Below are 19,224 nucleotides of genomic sequence, written 5' to 3'. Positions count from 1 at the left end.
ATTGTAACATATCACCTGATATATGGGAAGAAATCAACTCATAGAAAAAGGAGTGGCATAAGCCACTCCTAGAGCGTTTTAAACATCATTTCACGATTATTTCAGAAAACTTAAGATTAAATTCCGCACAAATTGAACTTTAAAAGCCAAGATTGCGATTAAATAAGCCAAACCAGCCACAAGTATGATTACAATGGTGGATAACTTACTTGGAATGAGGTATTGAATTGGACTTTTCACCAATACAACCACAACACCCATAATGAATGCTGCTAAGGTAATCTTAATAAAATCCAATGCAATAAATCGCAAACGCGATCGTGGGATATGTTTTTTCATGCTCTTATAAAGCGGTACACATGATATAAGCGCCGCCAAGGAGTATGCAAACGATAAGCCAGCTAGAGGCATTCCGAATTTTCCAAATATAAAACTAAACACGACCATCCCAACTACAAACAGGACCGATACGAGAACTGTATTGCGTACAGGACCTTTCATATCATGATATGCATAGTGGATGCGGAACATTAATTCTCGCATCGCATAAGCAAAGAGCACAATCGTATCACAAATAAAGATTGGAACAATTACAGAAATATCTGCAGGCGTTACAGCACCACGAAGGAACACAAACTCTACGATTCCGCGTGCTAAGGTCACAAACCCTACCATTGCTGGTAATACAAACAATGCGATCATTAAGACAGCATCATTAATTGAGTCGTTCACTTTACGCATATCTTTTTCCACAACACTCTTTGCAATCGTAGGATATGTTACTTGAAGAATCGCGATAATAAAGATCCCTTGCACAAAACCAATCAGTTTTGTGGCATACGTCATGTAACTGTATCCACCTTCACCCTGCAAAACGGTAGCGTAATTCTTCATGACAATATCATTGAATTGACCTAAGAACGAGGATAAGACTAACGGTAACGCTAAAGCAACCATTGAACGTAAATCATCATCTTTTAAATCAATCACGGCATGGTATACAAAACCACTACGCCACATAAAGAATAGAATAATTATTGCCTGTACAATCAATGCAATTAATTGCGCATAACCAAGAATATAAGCATTCCCAGCTTTACTACTAATTGCAATTCCAGCTATCACAATAAGATTCATCGGAATGGTGACCATTGCTGGAACCACAAAATTCCCTTTGACATTAAGATATCCGGTTCCTAATTGCATCACCGCTACTGAGAAAACACCTAAAGCCAGAGTTCGTACAAACACAACAGCATACGCCAAGGTTTCACCTTTAAATCCACCTGCTACAATTTTCAGAACCACTTCTGGAACTAAAAACATAAAGAGTGAGAGTGCTAAAGAAAATACAATCATAATATTGAGGACATTACTTGCGAAACGATCGCCTCGCTTTTTGTCTTCATGAGAAATCTTCGTCAGCATTGGGATCACACCTGTAATCAATGCAGAACCAATAACAGACAATACAACTGTAGGGATTGCTACTGAAGCATTAAAGGCATCCGTAATTGCACCCATACCAAACATTGAAGATAAGGTAATATCACGGATAAAGCCTAATACTTTAGACAAGACACCGATAAACATTACAATAATCGTCGTTTTTTTCATGTTAGATTACACGCCATTCTAGTTCTAGATCAACATCGTATTCATCTTTAACACGTTTTTTACATTCTTGAATTACTGCATGAACATCATCAACGGAAGCATGACCAACATTCACAATAAAACCAGGGTGCTTCTCAGAAACCATCGCATCACCCACACGGAATCCACGAAGATCAACACCATCAAAAAGTTTCCAAACAAACAGTGATTCACCATCTTTATCTTTAGGACGCTTGAAAACACTTCCTGCATTCGCGTAATTACGTGGTTGTTTTACATAACGTTCATGACGGTAATAAAGCATTTTTTCAAGTGCTTGATTATAATCGCCTTCAATTGTTTTCAAACCACTTCGTAATACATAAACTGGTAAGTCATTTAAACGTGAATAACGGTAGCCGAAAAACGCTTCATCCGGAACCAATCGTTCAACTTCTTGTGTTTCATAGTTGAATACTTCAATCCAATTTACGAATTGTCCAATCGCATATTGCCATTGACCTGCATTCATAATTAATGCACCACCAACAGTTCCTGGAATATCTTCACAGAATTCCATATCACCTAAAGATTGCTCACAAGCAAACCAAGCAAGTCGGTTTAAACGAACGCCTGATTCCGCAACAATCTCATTATCAACAATCTCTAAATCATTTAATAAAATCGTAATAATAAATACGGTATTTTCATCATAATGTTCTTGAGAAAAAATCATGTTTGATCCATTCCCAACAAGAACAATGCGCTTTCCTGTATGGTCGCGTAATGCTTCCACCAATCCGTCAACAGTATGAGGAATAATCACTGTCTCTGCTGTTACATCTAACCTCATTGTATTATAGCGTTTTAACGACGCATTTTTCATCACAAAATAATCTGCCATAAGAACTCCTTTTATATAGTGTTACCAAAGATAAATATACACGTTACTGTTCAATTATTCAAGTTCACGTATAAGAATTGGTAAATCCGCAACCGTAAAAATACCGAGCGGTTTTTCATTTTGTTTTCCAGTTTCTGTAACAATAATGGCAATGACACTTTTTCCACGATTATGATTGGTCTCATAGACCTCCAACAACTCAGGAATCGACATTGACAATGGAACAAAAACGACCCGATCATCCGGTTGATAATATTGTAATAATTCGTCAACACGTATTACGGCTAAATCATACGACGTCCGTGAAGCATCCTCCATAAGTCTTTGATACAATCTCGGATGCACAACACCCACATAAACATGATTATTATACACCGGAATCGCGGAATAGTGTTGATGTTTTTGTTGCTTAACCATATCGAGCAATAACATATCCGAGCTTACACTAAATGGTTTCTCACGGACTAAGTCCATCACCGTCTTACGATCTTGGATTTTTGATACAATCGATTGAATATGCGTTACAACTGAGTCATGCGGTTCGGCAATCGCTTCTTCGTTACCACCGCGGTTATGAACAATCGCATTACGCAATTGAGCATATTCAACTAAATCTGTTTGAAAATGACGAATTACTTCATCTTTGCGAGCACCCATATGAACCATTTGCACAAACCCAACACTGGGATTGTTTAATAGATTACGTAAATACATTTCAATTTGTACAAAAGCATTTAAAAATAAAACTGAATTCGCTGTGGTATCTCCCACTACGATCCCTCCTTATTTGCGACAATTAAATCGCTAATTTGTTTTTGTAACGAAGCGACACTTTCATCAGAAGGCCAATAAACATAATATTTATAACGTCCATCCTGACTGTATGTCGGTTGCATATCGCCTTCACCGCGGAGATAATCTTCTTCAAAATGCCACTTATCACTGGTTTCAATTTGTTTAGAAATTAACTTAGAAATACTTCCATCATCGAGGTTCGTATCAACAACTTGACTCACAAGTCCTGTTAATTGTGGTGCTTTGATAATATTTTCGGTTTGCGTTGCTTTTTCAAAAATTGCTTTAACCAATTCTTGATGATGCAATCCCCGAGCAACATCACCATATTCAACATGATCGCGCTCCCGTGCAAACGCCAAAGCCTTCTCACCATCAACATGATTTATACCCTTAACGAACACATCACCATTTTCAGTAATGAAATCATAATGAGATAGAACATCAACACCCTCTAGTGTATCAACAATTTGAACCAAGCCCGTAAAATTAACGCGAATATAATAGTTAATATCAATATTAAATAATTTTTCAAGGGTCTTTACGGAACAGGTAACCCCGTAAAGACCCGCATGTGTCAATTTATCCAACTCACCGTTTTCACATCCTAAAGGCACATAAGTATCACGGGGAACCGACACCGTCAATACTTCATTTGTTTTTGGATTGACCGATAACAAAAGATTCATATCACTTCGAGATCGAGTTACCACATCACCATAAACATCAATCCCACTGAGATAGATTGTGAACGGTTCTTTTAGTACATCAACATGTTTCACAATCGAATCACGGCTTAAGCGATATTCATAACTGTTTACCAAAATCGTATCTTTCATAAAATCGGGATATAGAAATGATAAATTCGCAAGCATCGCCTTATTAACAAAAAGACCGTCGATGTCTTGAGCATAGAATGATGAAACTACATCATCTATATCTGAAAACTTCTTGAATCGATCCGTCCCTAATTCGCTTTTTAGATCCTCTGATATTGCTTCCAAATGATTTTCTTTAACACCATATAAACCAATAACTGGATTTTTCTCAAATTCGTGATCTTTCATGCGAAGTAAATCGTATTTTATGAGTTCATACTCTTTCGTATCAGCCATTTGGTCCACAAATTTTTGAGAACTGAATACAAAAACACTGGTTACGAGAATACAAATCGCAATTAAATAACGCCAAAATGGCCGTTTCGTTACAATCATAACAACCATTGCACCGATAACCGCCACTACTAATATTATAAGACGATTCCGTATCGGCATATACTTCGTAAATACTAAAACACATGCTAAGCATGCGAATGAAAAAATTACTACCAATGGACCGAAAACGACTGATTTACGATTCATAATAAACACTCACTTTCCCAAATTTTCCCATATTTTCACATAAAAAAATCTTGGATATCCAAGACTTAATTATATTATTTAACCTCGTCGCGATTTGCACGGTGTGGTAATTTCCACTCCCCAGTTTGAGGATCTTTAGCTAATGTCACATTAGGTAATTTATAATGTGTACGACGTTTGTTTTTTCTTGCTTTAGATGTGCGTCTTTTTGGAACTGCCATCGTCTCACCTCCATTTAATCAAACTTAAAGTCTTTTAGTTTTGCAAGTCTAGGATCAATCTCTTGACTCTTCTCTTTTGTATAATCTTCTTCAGTCATAACCTGCCAGCCTTCTCCCTCTGGATATTCCTTAAGATCCGGATGGATTGCCTTTAGGGGAACTGCAGCTAAGATAGAATCCAATAAATATGGATCAAGATCAAGCTCTTCACCTTCAATTTCAATACCTACTTCGTCATCTTCGAGTTTCTCGAAGCTAAACACATCACCAACTGGTATCGAAAATTCAATATCAAAAGGTTCTAATGTAATGGCGCAAGGTACTGTCATAATACCTTCTATTGTCAGATCAGTAATTAATTTTGAAGTGTGTTCGTCATAATAACCATGACCTACTGCGAAGATCTCACGTAAAGCAGTACATAGAGAAAAACCTTTCAAGAGATCTTGATCGATGATTATTTCCTCGTCTATTTCTAAACGTGGTGATTTTAACCGATCTAAATCAGCTCTATAAAATTTCATACTCTCACCCTACTCTTTAACGCTACTTAATTATATAGATTACAAACTGGAATGTCAAACAAAAACCGTTCATGTTTTCGATGATTCGTTTTTTTGTAAATTCAACCTTAATTTTGTACAACTTATATAATTGTAAAACTAAAATAACATACTCTTTATATCCTTAATACCGCAACAAGTCAAGATATATTTATTTTAAGGGTCTTGCGAATTCTACGCAAAAAAAAGAAAAGCTCTATTATTTGCTTCTCTTTTTTTACTATTTATTTATAAGGGGAAAGATTATGTATGATTTTTGGTTATTCATAAGGGGATATGAATAAAGGAGAAGAGGAATCATACGCGTAAGAGTTTCTTCTTACATATGAATCATACACAAACAATATGTAAGAATTATACGAAAAGTATGTAAGATTATGTGAGTGGTATTTTTTCAATCGCATCATCATATACTTCTTTAATTTTTTGCATACTCACATGCGTATAGATTTGAGTCGTGCTCAGTGACTCATGACCTAACAATGTCTGAACCACACGCAAGCTCGCACCATTGTCCAATAAATGCGTCGCAAAGCTGTGACGCAACATATGCGGGTGTAACTTCATTCGAAGTCCTGCGGTCTTACCTTGGTGCTCTAGAATGTGTTGTATTCCTCGTGGCGTAAGCGGCTTGCCTCTTTGATTCAAAAAAACAGCTTCAGTATCCGAAACATTCGGAAATTGAGGACGATAGAGATTAAGATAGGACCAAAGTTTAGGTACAAGGGATTCATAAAAGAAAAGCTGACGCTCTTTATTGCCTTTTCCAATTACACGCAGCGAGCGCTCGGTGAGATCTAAATCATGAATTTGTAAATCCACAACTTCGCTCACACGCAAACCACAAGCATACATTAATTCAATCATGACCTGATTACGAACACCTAAAACAGACTCATCACAACTTAATAATAAAGTTTCGATTTCATCAAACATTAAGAAATGTGGTAGGTGTCTTCCTTGACGTTTAATTTTAATTTGTTGGAAGGGATTATCAGTTAGTCCGTGATTAATTTGTAAAAATTTATAGAATGAACGAAGTGTGGAAATTTTTCGCGCTACACTTGAACTGGAAAGATTTGAATCATAAAGCATATTTAAGTAATCATATGCCATCAAGCGATCTACTTCATGAACTGCTTGCCCTTCAATAAAGTCGAGAAATTGACGAATGTCACGTTCATAGGCAACATTGGTATGTTCTGAAGATGTGTTTGTAATCGCAATATGACGCATAAAATCCATAACAAGTTCTTCTGTTTTCATTCAATCACCTCTTGTTTTTATTATACGCTAATCTAAATAAAAAAAGACACCGAAGTGTCTTATCCAAACTGAGAAACAAATTTATCGATGTGCGCAAGACTTCGAACAGACATTGCTTCACGATCTTTTAATCGATTCGATACAATTCCAAAGTTCGCATTCATAGGTTGGAACTGTGACGGATTTGCATGTGAAATATAATAAGCCATTGAACCCATTACCGTTTCTTGAGGAAAATCAATAAGTGGTTCTTGTTTTAGGAATTGTGCCATGTTAAGTGCCGCAACAAGTCCACTTGCAGCCGATTCAACATACCCTTCCACACCACTTACTTGTCCTGCAAAGAAAAGCGATGGCTGAGTTTTTGATTGATAGTGATGATTTAAAAGTAAAGGCGATTTGATGAATGTATTACGATGCATCACACCATAACGAACGATTTCTGCATTTTCCAAACCAGGAATCATTTGAATAATCCGTTTTTGATCACCCCATTTTAAACGCGTTTGAAATCCTACTAAGTTATATAGAGATCCTGCTGCGTTATCTTGACGTAATTGGACTACTGCATATGGACGCGTGCCATCCGGTTTTTCCAAACCTACGGGTTTTAATGGACCAAATAACATTGTTTTAATACCACGACGTGCCATTACCTCAACAGGCATACAGCCTTCAAAAACTTTAACATCTTCAAAATCACGCATGGGTGCTTCTTCTGCTTCTAGAATAGCGCGATGGAATGCTTCAAATTGATCACGATCCATTGGACAGTTAATATAATCTTGACCATCCCCTTTATCGTAACGTGATTTACGATACGCAATATCAAAATTAATACCGTCTACCGATACAATCGGTGCAATCGCATCATAAAAATACATCTCCGATTGTCCAAGATAATTCATCAAGTATTTCGAAAAATTATCAGATGTTAATGGACCGGTCGCAACGATTGTTGGTAAATCGTCCAGTTCGGTCATTTCAAGATTTGATATGATGATGTTATCCATTTTCGAAATTTTTTCCGATACTTTCTCACTAAAACCAACACGGTCTACAGCTAACGCACTTCCCGCAGGCAAACGATGCTCATCCGCCGATTTCATAATAATACTATCAAATCGACGCATTTCTTCTTTAAGAAGTCCTACGGCGTTATTTAAATCATCAGAACGAAATGAATTTGAACAAACAAGTTCTGCGAAATGCTCCGTAACGTGCGCAGCCGTCATTTTAACAGGACGCATCTCCACAAGTTCTACGACAAATCCACGTTTTGCAAGTTGGTATGCAGCTTCGCTCCCTGCCAATCCTGCACCTATTACTCTAACTTGAGGTTGTTTCATAATTACCTTCCTTATCTTAATTTTATGCCAAAGAAAACTGACATACATTTTAAATTATACGCGATGCATCAAATACAAACGCGTTTAATGCACCATAATTTAATAATGGATGTCAGCTCGTTAATTAATCTTTAATTTCTTCACCTAAAGATTCATGTTCCGCTGACACTTCTTCGGGTTTTTTTGTTTTTGGTTTTTTTGCATTTTCATTAGGTTGAATATAACGACATTTAGGGAACCCAGAACATCCTACAAAGAATGTACCATAACGACTCTTACGCTTTACTAAGGGTTCACCGCAGTCTGGACAGACTTCCCCAGTCTTTTCAGGCTCGGGACGTTTATCTTGATCCAAGGCGCGATTATAACGACACTCTGGGAAGTTTCCACAAGCTATGAATTTTCCATAACGACCAAATCGGTAAACAAGCTCGCCGCCACAATCGGGACAAACTTCACCAACTTTTTCAACTTCAATCTTTTCCATTTTTTCATCTGCTTCTTCAAGCAATGGATAGAACTTATCTACAAAACGCTGTAACGCTTCAACATTATTTTCTTCACCTTCCGCAATACGGTCTAATTCATCTTCCATATTCGCTGTGTAGTGAACATTAATAATATCCGAGAAGTGTTCTTGAAGTTTTTCGTTCGTTAAAATCCCTTGATCTGTAGGTTTAAAGACCTTCGTTTTCGATGTCTCAGAAACGGCACCAAACGTTGCATAGGCACGATAAACAATCGTTTCTAAAATCATTGAGTAGGTACTTGGTCGACCAATACCCAATTCCTCAAGTTCTTTAATTAAACGCGCTTCAGTATAACGTGCAGGTGGTTGTGTAAAGTGTTGGTTCTTTTCAACTTTTTGCGCATTATATACCTTCGCCTCATCCAACTCTCCCATTACTTTATCAGTAGTTTTTTCGTACTCATATACTTTTAAGTAACCGTCAAAGGTCATGATGGATCCACTACCGTTGAAGTCATAATCATTTTGACTAAAAACTACACTTACTGAATCAGAAATGGATGGTGCCATTAAGGATGCAAGTGTTCGATAGTAAATAAAGCGATATAATTTGTATTCATCCGGTGTTAGGTAAGATTTAACTTCTTCAGGACGACGAGAAATACTTGTTGGTCGGATAGCCTCATGAGCATCCTGTGTATTTTCAGTCTTTTTACCTTGACGGTATTTACCTAAATATTCTTTTCCGTATTCTTCAACGATAAATGCTTTTGCATCTTCAACAAAAACATTACTGAGTCGCGTTGAATCGGTACGCATATAAGTAATTAAACCTTCTGTATCCGCACCCATCTGAATTCCTTCATAGAGTTTTTGAGCAACACGCATTGTTTTCTTTGCGGGAAAACCAAGACGTGTTGATGCTTCTTGTTGAAGTGTGGAAGTAATGAAAGGAAGTTTTGATTCCTTCTTGCGTTTTTTCTTCTCAAGTTTCGTAATGTTAAAGGACCCTTGAGCTGCATCGAGCACAGCTTGTGCTTCTGCTTCATTTGTGAGCTTTAACTTTTTACCTTTGAAACGTTCTGCACTAGTTTCAATGATATTTCCTTCATTCTCAAAGAACGCAAGCACTGACCAGTATTCTTCAGGTGTAAATGCGTCAATTTCTTTTTCGCGATCAACAATTAGTTTTAACGCTACAGATTGAACGCGTCCTGCACTTTTACTTTTAATCTTAGCTTGTAATAACTTAGACAATTTAAAACCAATAATGCGGTCTAAAATCCGACGTGTTTCTTGTGATTTCACCAAGTTCATATCAATATGACGTGGTGATTCGAATGCACTTAAAACAGCATCTTTGGTGATCTCATTAAAAACAACTCGATTATCCTGATCAAGATCAACGCCTAATTCATTCGCAAGATGCCAAGAAATCGCCTCTCCCTCACGGTCAGGGTCAGTTGCAAGATAAACAGCATCTGCTTTTTTCGCTTTTGCTTTTAATTCCTTAACAACATCTTTCTTATCTTTACTTATTTTATATGTTGCTTCAAAGTCATTATCGAAGTCTACACCGAGACCACCTTTACCAGTCGTCGCTAAATCTCGAATATGACCTTTTGAAGAAACAACTTCAAAATCCTCACCAAGATACTTCTCAATTGTTTTAGATTTTGAAGGTGACTCCACAATTACTAAATTTTTCATAGCCAACACTCCTTAGTTTATATATTGGATAAATCTTCGAGGTTTGTCAACACCTCGGCTCCCTCTTGAATCAAAAGGTTGCATCCAGCACCTGTGATATCATCAAGATTATGAGGAAGACATATAACTCTTCGGTTCAACTTTAATGCTTCATTAACCGTGTGCATAGTTCCACTGCGAACAAATGCACTCATGACATACACACTTTGAGACAAAGCGGCAATCAATCGATTTCGAAAAGGAAAATAATGCTTATGCGGATGCACACCCTTTGGATACTCCGAAATGACTAAATGATTATTTTTCATAAATTCAAACTCAACTCGATGCTTTGAGGGGTAACATATATCTAAACCACACCCTACCACAGCTATCGATTGAAAATCAAGTGCTGCTCGATGTGCTGTGATATCAATACCATATGCAAGACCTGAAACAATTGTATAATGCTCCCTTACATTTCCAACAAAAGCCTCAGTCATTCTTAGTGCATATTCGCTGGGAGTTCTTGAACCAATTACAGCAATACATTGTTCATTTAAAAATGAAAGATTCCCTTCATAAAAAATTACAAATGGCGGACAATCCAATTCATAAAAACTACTTGGATAAGCGCGATCACCATAACAAATATAATTTCCTTGATACTCATAGGAGGGAACATTACGACCCTCATGAATGAAACGACATATACTAGGATAATCCCCTCGTAAATGTATTGCAAGATTTTTTAAGTAATTTCTCACATTATCACCAATAATAGTTAAGCAATAAAAAAAACAAGACCTAAATATCAAATGATATTTGTGTCTCGTCTTTAAATCGAAAAGATTTACGATGAATGGGGCAACGACCAAATTTAAGAATTGCTTCTTTATGTTGTTTCGTACCGTATCCTTTATGTTTGGCAAAACCATACTCTGGAAACTCAAGATCGTAAACTTTCATCAGACCATCTCGAACTGTTTTAGCAAGAATGCTTGCAGCCGCTATCGAAAGTGAACGCGCATCACCTTTAACAATTGCCTCAACTGGAATCGCGATATCATCTAATGGCATCGCATCCGTTAACACAATATCAGCCTTACTTTCGATGGCTATTTTTTTCATGGCATTTTGAGTTGCACGATAGATATTATCACGATCGATAATATCAACTGGAATTATTTCCGTAAACGTCCATAATGCATTCGATTCGATAATCGATACCAATTCATCGCGTTGCTTTTCGCTTAACTGCTTCGAATCGTTAATACGAGCATCATAATACCCTTTTGGGAAAATAACACCTGATACGACACAAGGACCCGCCATCGGGCCACGACCCGCTTCGTCAATCCCGACAACAAGTTTCCCTTGTTCCCAATAATTGACTTCAAATTCATCTATAAGCGATCCCATGTAATGCGTCCAATCCGTCCATTTTGAATATCACTTAAAAATGCAACGCGCGTTTTATCATCATTCACCGTTCCGCCTTCTCCGAGAAGTCCGCGATAACGACCCACTTGATCATAAAAATCATCAAACGATTCGAGTTCATATCGTCGCTTTAATTCTTCGGGTTTATATTGAATGTAATAGTCACGTGCATAATCAGTGACAAGCGCCATTGGATACCCAGTATCTTTAACCGATCCAATAACAGCACAAATAATACCCATCTCTTCACTTTCAAATTTTGGCCATAATACACCTGGTGTATCAACCAATTCAAGATCTTGTGTTACGCGAATCAGTTTTAGTGATTGTGTAACACCCGGTCTATTTTCAACACCTGCAGCTTTACGTGCAGATATTTTATTTATAACGCTGGATTTCCCAACATTAGGAACACCTACAATTAATGCACGTGCAGTTCGAGGACGAATCCCACGACGTTTATCGCGTTCACGTTTCTCTTTTAAGACGATATCCGTCTTTTCAATAATCATTTTACGTACGGGATCGTTAATAACGTCCACCAAAAGTACGACATTCCCTTCAGATTCGAGCTTTTCTACCCATTTTTCACTTTGCTTTGGGTCCGCTAAATCTTTCTTTGTCAAAACAATAAGACGTTTCTTTTGTCCAATTGACCGTGACAAAACAGGATTTCGAGTCGACATCGGTGCACGTGCATCACGACATTCGATGACAAAATCAACGACTTTGATTTGTTCTTCAATCAATCGAATCGCTTTTGCCATATGACCCGGAAACCAATGTACCTGTGACATCAAATCACGCTCCTATTTTCCTACTGTTCTTATTTTATTAAATGGAACAAAGACAAATACGTCTTTACTCTTAATTGCATCACGTTTAAACGTTCCATAATCACGTGAGTCACTGGAACGAATACGATTGTCCCCGAGCATAAAATACTCACCCTCAGGAACTTTAATCGGACCAAAATCACGTGAAAACTCTTTTCCCGTTGAAGTCATTTCTCGAACGTAATCCGTATCTAAGAACGGTTGTTCAACTTCTTTTCCATCGATGTACAACTTCTCATCACGAATTTCCACAACTTCACCGGGCAAACCAATAACACGTTTCACAATATGTTTTTTTTGCGAATCAAGATAGAGCACAAGAACATCAAAGCGCTCTGGATCTTTCATTTTCATGCTTAAAATATTTGAAAAGCCTAATTCTTTATCGTTAAGACTCGGGTACATGGATAAACCTTCTACCCGAACAGGACGCGCAATAAATTGCGTTACTAAAATAACTAAAACAAGACTAATTACCATGCTTTTAATAAAGTCTTTAACCGCGATTAAAAACTTATCATCGCCTTTATTCATTTCATACCCTCCCTACAATAAAGAAAAAGCCGTATAAATACGGCTAATACTAACGAATTTCTTTAATACGTGCTGATTTACCTGAACGGTCACGTAAGTAGTATAGTTTTGAACGACGTACTTTACCTTTACGTAATACAGTTACGCTGTCAATAATAGGTGAGTTGATTGGGAATGTACGTTCCACACCAATTCCTGATGACATTTTACGAACTGTAAATGATTCTGAGATTCCAGTTCCTTGAGTTTTAATAACAACACCTTCAAATGCTTGAATACGTGTCTTTCCACCTTCTTGGATCTTAACGTCTACGCGTACTGTACATCCAGGACGGAATTCAGGAATGTCGTTACGTAATTGTGACTTTGTAATTTCTTGTACTAATGCTAATGACATAGTAATTCTCCTTTTTCTGTCTATATATGTTAAAACTGGTTCATAATGATTCCAACAGCGGAACCAGAGTGCTTTAAGCCTATATAATTTATCATAAACGGCTTAAATAATCAAGTTAAATTTAAATATGAAACAAACACCGTGTACGAAGTACGTTTTCACGATTTAAATCAAAACATTTAGAATTGATATTACCGTGGAAATACCGCATCCTCATGCTGTTTCTGATTGTTTATTATTATAAAATGAGACTATTTCCCCATGAAACGAGATAACATCTTCATCTGTTTTTGCATTTTTTCATATTGGCTTAACAGACGGTTAACATCTGTTGTAGATGTACCAGAACCCTCAGCAATACGACGTTTACGTGTTGAACGAATAATTTTAGGATCATTGCGTTCTTCAGGCGTCATACTTAAAATCATTGCTTCTGTTTTCTTCATCGTACTTGAAGCATCTGCATCATCGATTTGCCCTGCTAATTGGTTAGCACCTGGCATCATTTTCATAAGCCCTGATAATGGCCCCATCTTAGAGACTTGTTGCAATTGAATTAACATGTCATCAAGTGTAAATTGCCCCTTCATCATGCGCTCTGCTGAACGCTCAGAAGCTTCAATATCCATTTTTTCTTGTGCTTTTTCTACAAGACTTACGATATCTCCCATACCTAAGATACGAGAAGCGGTTCGATCTGGATAAAACTCATCCAACTCTTCAATACCTTCACCAACCCCGACAAATTTTACAGGGACTTGGGTCATATAACGAACCGAAAGAATTGAGCCACCACGGGAATCACCGTCAAATTTTGTAGCGACTAACCCTGTAATATTTAATTTCTCTTTAAACCCATTAGCGACATGAATTACATCCTGACCACTCATTGCATCAACACTGAGTAAAATCTCATCAGGTTTTGTAAGTGCTTGAATGTCTACAAGTTGTTGCATCAAAGCGTCATCAATTTGTAAACGCCCCGCTGTATCGATAAGGATAAGATCGAAATCTTTACCGTGTGCAAGTGCATTCTTTACAACTTCAACAGGTGTACTGTTTTCTTGTGCAAATACTTCAACACCGATTTGCGTACCAAGTATTTTGAGTTGCTCAATCGCTGCTGGACGTGCTAAGTCAGCTGCAACCAACAATACTTTTTTTCCTTCTTTGTTAAGTTTGTTTGCAATTTTAGCAATTGTAGTTGTTTTCCCTGAACCTTGCAAACCAACCATCATTAAAATTCCTGGTTTTTGATTAAAATTCAGTTCAGACTTTTCTTCACCTAAAATTTCAATTAATTTATCATTAACAATCTTTACAAACATTTGAGAAGGTTCCACATCACGTGTAACTTTCATTCCAAGTGCTTCACTACGAGTATGTTCTAAAAGTTCATTAATAACATCTAAGCTTACGTCTGCTTCTAAAAGTGAAATTCGAATTTCACTTAAAGCATCAGTTATATTTTTTTCAGAAAGTTTTCCCTTTCCGGTCATATTTCTAAATGTATCTTGTAATCGGTTTGTTAAATTATCGAATGCCATAACTTCCTCCTATAAGAACGATGGTGTATCTTCTTGTTTTTTCTTTGTAACTTCTACTACTTCGATATTTTTGATTGCTTCATCAACAAGCGCATCAATATCGAGTCCCTCTTCAAATCGTAAAATTTTATCCCCATGAGGTTTCGTTGTAGGGTTTTTAGGTGTAAAAATTGTACAACAATCTTCAAATGGTAAAATTGATGTTTCATACGTATCAATTTTACGAGCTAAATCAATGATTTCAACTTTATCGTATGTAATGAGTGGACGTAAGATTGGCAAGGTTCCAATATTCGTAATTTCTTTCATACTATGAAGTGTTTGTGATGCAACTTGCCCCAAGCTTTCACCGTTCGCAATTGCTAAGCAATTGCGTCGGAATGCAAGACGCTCAGCAATACGCAACATAAAGCGACGCATCATAGTGATCGCATAACTTTCTGGCACTTTTTTATAAATTTCAAGTTGTACATCGGTAAATGGCACAACATTAATGCGAATGTGGTCTTGGTAATTTGTAAGTTGTTGCGCAAGATCCATAACTTTTTTTTGTGCTTCATCTGAAGTATATGGTGGTGATGCAAAATGAATTGCTTCAATACGGACACCACGCTTCATCATAAGATATGCAGCTACAGGAGAATCGATTCCACCTGAAAGCATAACCATAACTTTACCTTGGATTCCAACGGGATATCCACCAGCACCTTCAACCCGCCCCATCATAATGTATGCTGAGTCACTGCGAACTTCGATGATAATTCCTACATCTGGTTTACGCACATCAACTTTAAAGTCTGTTGTTTGTAATATTTTCGTTGCAACATGGCGGTTAATTACATCTGAAATATGTTCGTAAGATTTGTCATGACGACGTGCAATAACTTTAAAAGTTGCTTTGCCTTCTTCTTTTTGAATCATTTCTGCAGCTACATCAGCAATAAGATCAAGGTCTCGTTCCACTTTAACTGCAAGAGAAAAAGAACTCAAACCAAATACGTGACGAAGTTCATCACTTACGGCAAGGCCATCTTCACCGTTTAAAGTGATATAAAGACGGTCATACGTCTCACGATATGTGAGATTTGGGAATGCAACAAGTTGCGAGCGTACATTACGCACAAGTTGCGCTGTAAAGTTACGACGATTTTTCCCTTTTGTTGACAGTTCACCATAGCGGCAAACAATAAATTCATAATTAGTGTTGTACATAATTTTTAATCTCCAATATTGTTTCACAAACTTTTTCGAGTTCTTCCATTGTTGTTAAATGCGATAAACTAATGCGTACACTTGTCAGTGCGCACGTTTCATCACAACCCATGGCTTTTAATACATGTGAAGGTTCCAACGATTTCGAATTACACGTACTTTGTGCAGATACGTAAATGCCTTTTGCATTTAATCCATTCATCATTATTTCCGATCCAACATTTAAAACAGACATATTAAAGATATACGGCGAACCGTTAATATCTGAGTTAATGTGGATGTTCTCCATTCCATCAAAAGTATCGTATAAAAATTTATTCATGCGTATTATATCATTAATTGAACGTTTGTGGTCTTCAACTGCTAAACGGAGTGTTTTAGCCCATAAAATCGCAGAAACATTATCCAATGTTCCACCACGTAGGCCGCCTTCTTGCTGTCCCCCATTTACAAGTGGCAAGCAATTAACATTTGCTTTTTTCACAAGAAGTCCGCTTCCCTTTAATCCATAAATTTTATGCGCAGAATAGGAAACACTGTCAATTTGTTTCATAGGGAAATCATGTCTCGCGAGCGCCTGAACTCCATCAATATGAACGTAAGCACTCGAATATTTTTTTGTTATTCGGGCTACTTCTTGAACATCTGTCATGCTCCCTACTTCATTGTTTACTGCCATAACAGAAACTAATATAGTGTCTTTACGAAGTTTTTGTTTTAATTCATCAAGTGAAATACAACCTTTCGTATCAACACCCAAATAATCTACTTCAAAGCCAAATTCTTCTTTTAATTGTTGTACCGCACCCATTACTGAGCTGTGTTCAACACATGTTGTAATGATATGTTTACCACGATGACGGTTTGCAAGGGCAATTCCTTTGATCGCCGTACTGTTTGACTCACTGGCTCCAGACGTGAAAAAAATCTCATGAGGAAGCACTCCAAGCATTTTTGCTAATGCATCACGAGATTGCACTACAAGGTCTGATACGCGTTGTCCACCATAGTGGAGCGAGTCTGCGTTTTCATAATACTTTTCCATAATTACCAACGCATCCTTGAGAATTTCAGGACGCGTTGGTGTTGTACTTGAATAATCTAAATATATTGGTTTATCGTGCGCTTTTTGCATTGTCACGAATCATCTCCTCATAAGCCGTATTTGGTCTGTATCGATCAATAGAATTAATGATTGTAGTCAAACTCTGTGTATAATCACCACTATTGAAGGATAACTCTGCACGGGTTAACTCGGCATCGATATCTGGGACAAAAGCTCTAAATTTATTTGCATAAACGATTGCATTTTCACACATGTCGACCACACCCACTAAATTATTGACGTTGTTGTGTAGTTTATAGATATAATCGATTGCTTCATCAACAGTAGCGTTTAAAAGCTTAACATCAATTACATCTTGTCCAAGCATTTCTTTTACTTGATCAGTATATTTGTATGCTCGTTCCAAATCCGAAGCATACTTGTCGGATATTGAAGGTAAGGAACGTTTTTGAATCCTTACTTGAACATCGTTAATGATAAGGTGGAGTTTAAGAAGTTGTTTCGTTGCTCGAACTTCATCTGCATTTGCACGTTCCACTTTTTCATTCATAACGAGATACTCATCTTTAAGCATTGCAACATCTTGACCGAGTTCTTGAAGTGATATCAGGATTGTTGAGGCAGGAATCTTTTCTTCCTCAATCATTCTTGAAACCTTAACGCCCGAATCACTAAATTCTTGAATGCGTTGCGAGAATACGCCCACATTTTCTGTATATCCATCAAAATTAAATCGTGTTTCAACTTTATGTGCATCCTTACACATTTTGGCGATGCTATCCACAAGGAATTCTAAATTCTCGAACACCTCTTCGCTCAGTGAATCTACCTCGCGTTGAGCCTTATCTTCTTTTTGAATCGAGAGTGCAAGTTGCTCTAAGCGTTTTTGACTCTCTTTAAGACTGGTTCGTGACTTTTCAATTTCACCTTGACCAATGTTAATGAGATCATCTTTTAAAATTTCACTGAGAACACCAATGTTTTTTGGAACTTCAAGATGTTCCACAAAAACCCCGTTTTGACGAACACCTTGATAAAGCTTTGACACCTCATCAAGTAATTGAGGAATCAAGCCTTTCGCATGTTCATATAGTTTTGGAATTTCAGTAATCTTTGTTTCCAAATCATCAATTGATCCACGTGTTTCTTCACTAATTTCTTGTGCTTTCATAAAATCAGAAGCATACATCCATTCTTCAAAAATGGAAAAGTTTTGTTCAATTTCTTTAATTTGATCTTCAATTGTAGGGAAAGCATCACCTAAACCGGAAGTATTTTCAATTGCATTTTTCTTCAATTCTCTAAAACGATCTTTTAAAGAAGTGATTTCCATGCGTTGTCGTGTTTCTTGCTCGAGTAACGTTTCGAGATTGTCATTAAGTGAAACAGTTTGCTCCATGGACTGGGTAATTAAGCCATCTAAAAGAGACAGGTGCTTTGATGCTTCTTTCAGTTTCCCAAAGGCAAGTGCATCTTCTGAATCCGCGAGCGCATCAGAAATTTCTTCTTGTCGCGCATTAATTTCACTGAATTCTGCCTTACACTCCGAAACTTTTTTCTCAACATCTGGATTTAACTTAGCCAATCCGTTTGCTTTATTAATTTTAAACAGCACCGGAATACTCATGAGCTCGTTGTATCGAACCTCTAAGGTCTCAAAGGCTTTATTTAATCGACGTTTTTTAGCCATACGTATGTAGACAAAAACACCAATGATTAACAGCACTAGGACAACAGCAATTATATATTTGTAGTCATTCATTAACTTTAATATCATCTGAAAATTCATACGTTCACCTCGTTGAATTTATTGTACCATAGATAGCGTGGTTCTTAAATGCGTTTCGTTGACTTTTCACCTCAATTTAGGTATATTATATAAGCGTCATATTTTTAGTGCAGCACGCAAAGTTATTAGCCACGTGTTTATCCCGCGGCAGGAATCAAAGTACCTACGCTGTACAGGGAAACGATTA

Annotated in this window: 18 protein-coding genes; all 18 read right to left on the bottom strand. The window is 37.1% G+C overall.

Annotation, left to right across the window (positions count from 1 at the left end):
- Positions 1-96: 96 nt before the first annotated feature.
- Complete coding sequence (murJ, locus tag NMG63_RS02805) at positions 97-1,617, bottom strand: murein biosynthesis integral membrane protein MurJ (RefSeq protein ID WP_254007417.1); 1,521 nt, start codon at positions 1,615-1,617, stop codon at positions 97-99.
- Position 1,618: 1 nt separating this feature from the next.
- Positions 1,619-2,500: a UDP-N-acetylmuramate dehydrogenase gene (gene murB, locus NMG63_RS02800; protein ID WP_123171681.1), complete on the bottom strand. Its 882-nt coding sequence runs from the start codon at positions 2,498-2,500 to the stop codon at positions 1,619-1,621.
- Between the two features lie 54 nt (positions 2,501-2,554).
- Positions 2,555-3,271 (bottom strand): CBS domain-containing protein, encoded by a 717-nt coding sequence (locus NMG63_RS02795; protein ID WP_254007416.1) that lies wholly within the window; start codon positions 3,269-3,271, stop codon positions 2,555-2,557.
- Positions 3,271-4,656 (bottom strand): LCP family protein, encoded by a 1,386-nt coding sequence (locus tag NMG63_RS02790; RefSeq protein WP_254007415.1) that lies wholly within the window; start codon positions 4,654-4,656, stop codon positions 3,271-3,273. Before NMG63_RS02790 ends, NMG63_RS02795 begins: the two co-directional genes overlap by 1 nt.
- Before the next feature lie 74 nt (positions 4,657-4,730).
- On the bottom strand, positions 4,731-4,877 hold the full coding sequence (gene rpmF / locus NMG63_RS02785; protein WP_003773155.1) for a 50S ribosomal protein L32: 147 nt from the start codon (positions 4,875-4,877) through the stop codon (positions 4,731-4,733).
- A gap of 14 nt (positions 4,878-4,891) precedes the next feature.
- A complete protein-coding gene (locus NMG63_RS02780; protein ID WP_003773154.1) occupies positions 4,892-5,401 on the bottom strand; it encodes a YceD family protein in 510 nt (169 codons plus the stop codon).
- A gap of 414 nt (positions 5,402-5,815) precedes the next feature.
- On the bottom strand, positions 5,816-6,706 hold the full coding sequence (gene xerA / locus NMG63_RS02775; RefSeq protein WP_123171684.1) for a site-specific tyrosine recombinase/integron integrase: 891 nt from the start codon (positions 6,704-6,706) through the stop codon (positions 5,816-5,818).
- A 59-nt stretch (positions 6,707-6,765) separates the two neighbouring features.
- Positions 6,766-8,055, bottom strand: coding sequence for a methylenetetrahydrofolate--tRNA-(uracil(54)-C(5))-methyltransferase (FADH(2)-oxidizing) TrmFO (gene trmFO / locus NMG63_RS02770; RefSeq protein WP_254007414.1), 1,290 nt, complete (start codon positions 8,053-8,055; stop codon positions 6,766-6,768).
- A 124-nt stretch (positions 8,056-8,179) separates the two neighbouring features.
- A complete protein-coding gene (topA, locus tag NMG63_RS02765) occupies positions 8,180-10,234 on the bottom strand; it encodes a type I DNA topoisomerase (RefSeq protein WP_254007413.1) in 2,055 nt (684 codons plus the stop codon).
- A 17-nt stretch (positions 10,235-10,251) separates the two neighbouring features.
- The gene (gene dprA, locus NMG63_RS02760; RefSeq protein ID WP_123171687.1) at positions 10,252-10,980 is read right to left on the bottom strand and encodes a DNA-processing protein DprA; all 729 of its coding nucleotides are present in this window, start codon (positions 10,978-10,980) and stop codon (positions 10,252-10,254) included.
- A 40-nt stretch (positions 10,981-11,020) separates the two neighbouring features.
- Positions 11,021-11,635: a ribonuclease HII gene (gene rnhB, locus NMG63_RS02755; protein ID WP_238000322.1), complete on the bottom strand. Its 615-nt coding sequence runs from the start codon at positions 11,633-11,635 to the stop codon at positions 11,021-11,023.
- On the bottom strand, positions 11,620-12,453 hold the full coding sequence (gene ylqF / locus NMG63_RS02750) for a ribosome biogenesis GTPase YlqF (protein WP_013852720.1): 834 nt from the start codon (positions 12,451-12,453) through the stop codon (positions 11,620-11,622). Before ylqF ends, rnhB begins: the two co-directional genes overlap by 16 nt.
- Positions 12,454-12,465: 12 nt before the next feature.
- On the bottom strand, positions 12,466-13,026 hold the full coding sequence (gene lepB / locus NMG63_RS02745; protein WP_003773146.1) for a signal peptidase I: 561 nt from the start codon (positions 13,024-13,026) through the stop codon (positions 12,466-12,468).
- Positions 13,027-13,075: 49 nt separating this feature from the next.
- Positions 13,076-13,423: a 50S ribosomal protein L19 gene (gene rplS / locus NMG63_RS02740; protein ID WP_003773145.1), complete on the bottom strand. Its 348-nt coding sequence runs from the start codon at positions 13,421-13,423 to the stop codon at positions 13,076-13,078.
- Positions 13,424-13,674: 251 nt separating this feature from the next.
- Positions 13,675-14,970 (bottom strand): signal recognition particle protein, encoded by a 1,296-nt coding sequence (gene ffh, locus NMG63_RS02735; protein WP_123171689.1) that lies wholly within the window; start codon positions 14,968-14,970, stop codon positions 13,675-13,677.
- A gap of 9 nt (positions 14,971-14,979) precedes the next feature.
- Positions 14,980-16,182 carry a tRNA uracil 4-sulfurtransferase ThiI gene (thiI, locus tag NMG63_RS02730; protein ID WP_123171690.1) on the bottom strand — a complete coding sequence of 401 codons (1,203 nt, stop codon included), beginning with the start codon at positions 16,180-16,182 and terminating at the stop codon, positions 14,980-14,982.
- Positions 16,169-17,317 carry a cysteine desulfurase family protein gene (locus tag NMG63_RS02725; protein WP_254007450.1) on the bottom strand — a complete coding sequence of 383 codons (1,149 nt, stop codon included), beginning with the start codon at positions 17,315-17,317 and terminating at the stop codon, positions 16,169-16,171. Before NMG63_RS02725 ends, thiI begins: the two co-directional genes overlap by 14 nt.
- Positions 17,298-19,037, bottom strand: a complete 1,740-nt coding sequence (locus NMG63_RS02720; protein WP_254007412.1) for a septation ring formation regulator EzrA — start codon at positions 19,035-19,037, stop codon at positions 17,298-17,300. Before NMG63_RS02720 ends, NMG63_RS02725 begins: the two co-directional genes overlap by 20 nt.
- Positions 19,038-19,224: the final 187 nt, after the last annotated feature.

This window comes from Erysipelothrix amsterdamensis, assembly GCF_940143175.1.
Taxonomy (GTDB): Bacteria; Bacillota_I; Bacilli_A; order Erysipelotrichales; family Erysipelotrichaceae; genus Erysipelothrix; species Erysipelothrix amsterdamensis.
This window is presented reverse-complemented; position numbering and strand designations above follow the sequence as displayed.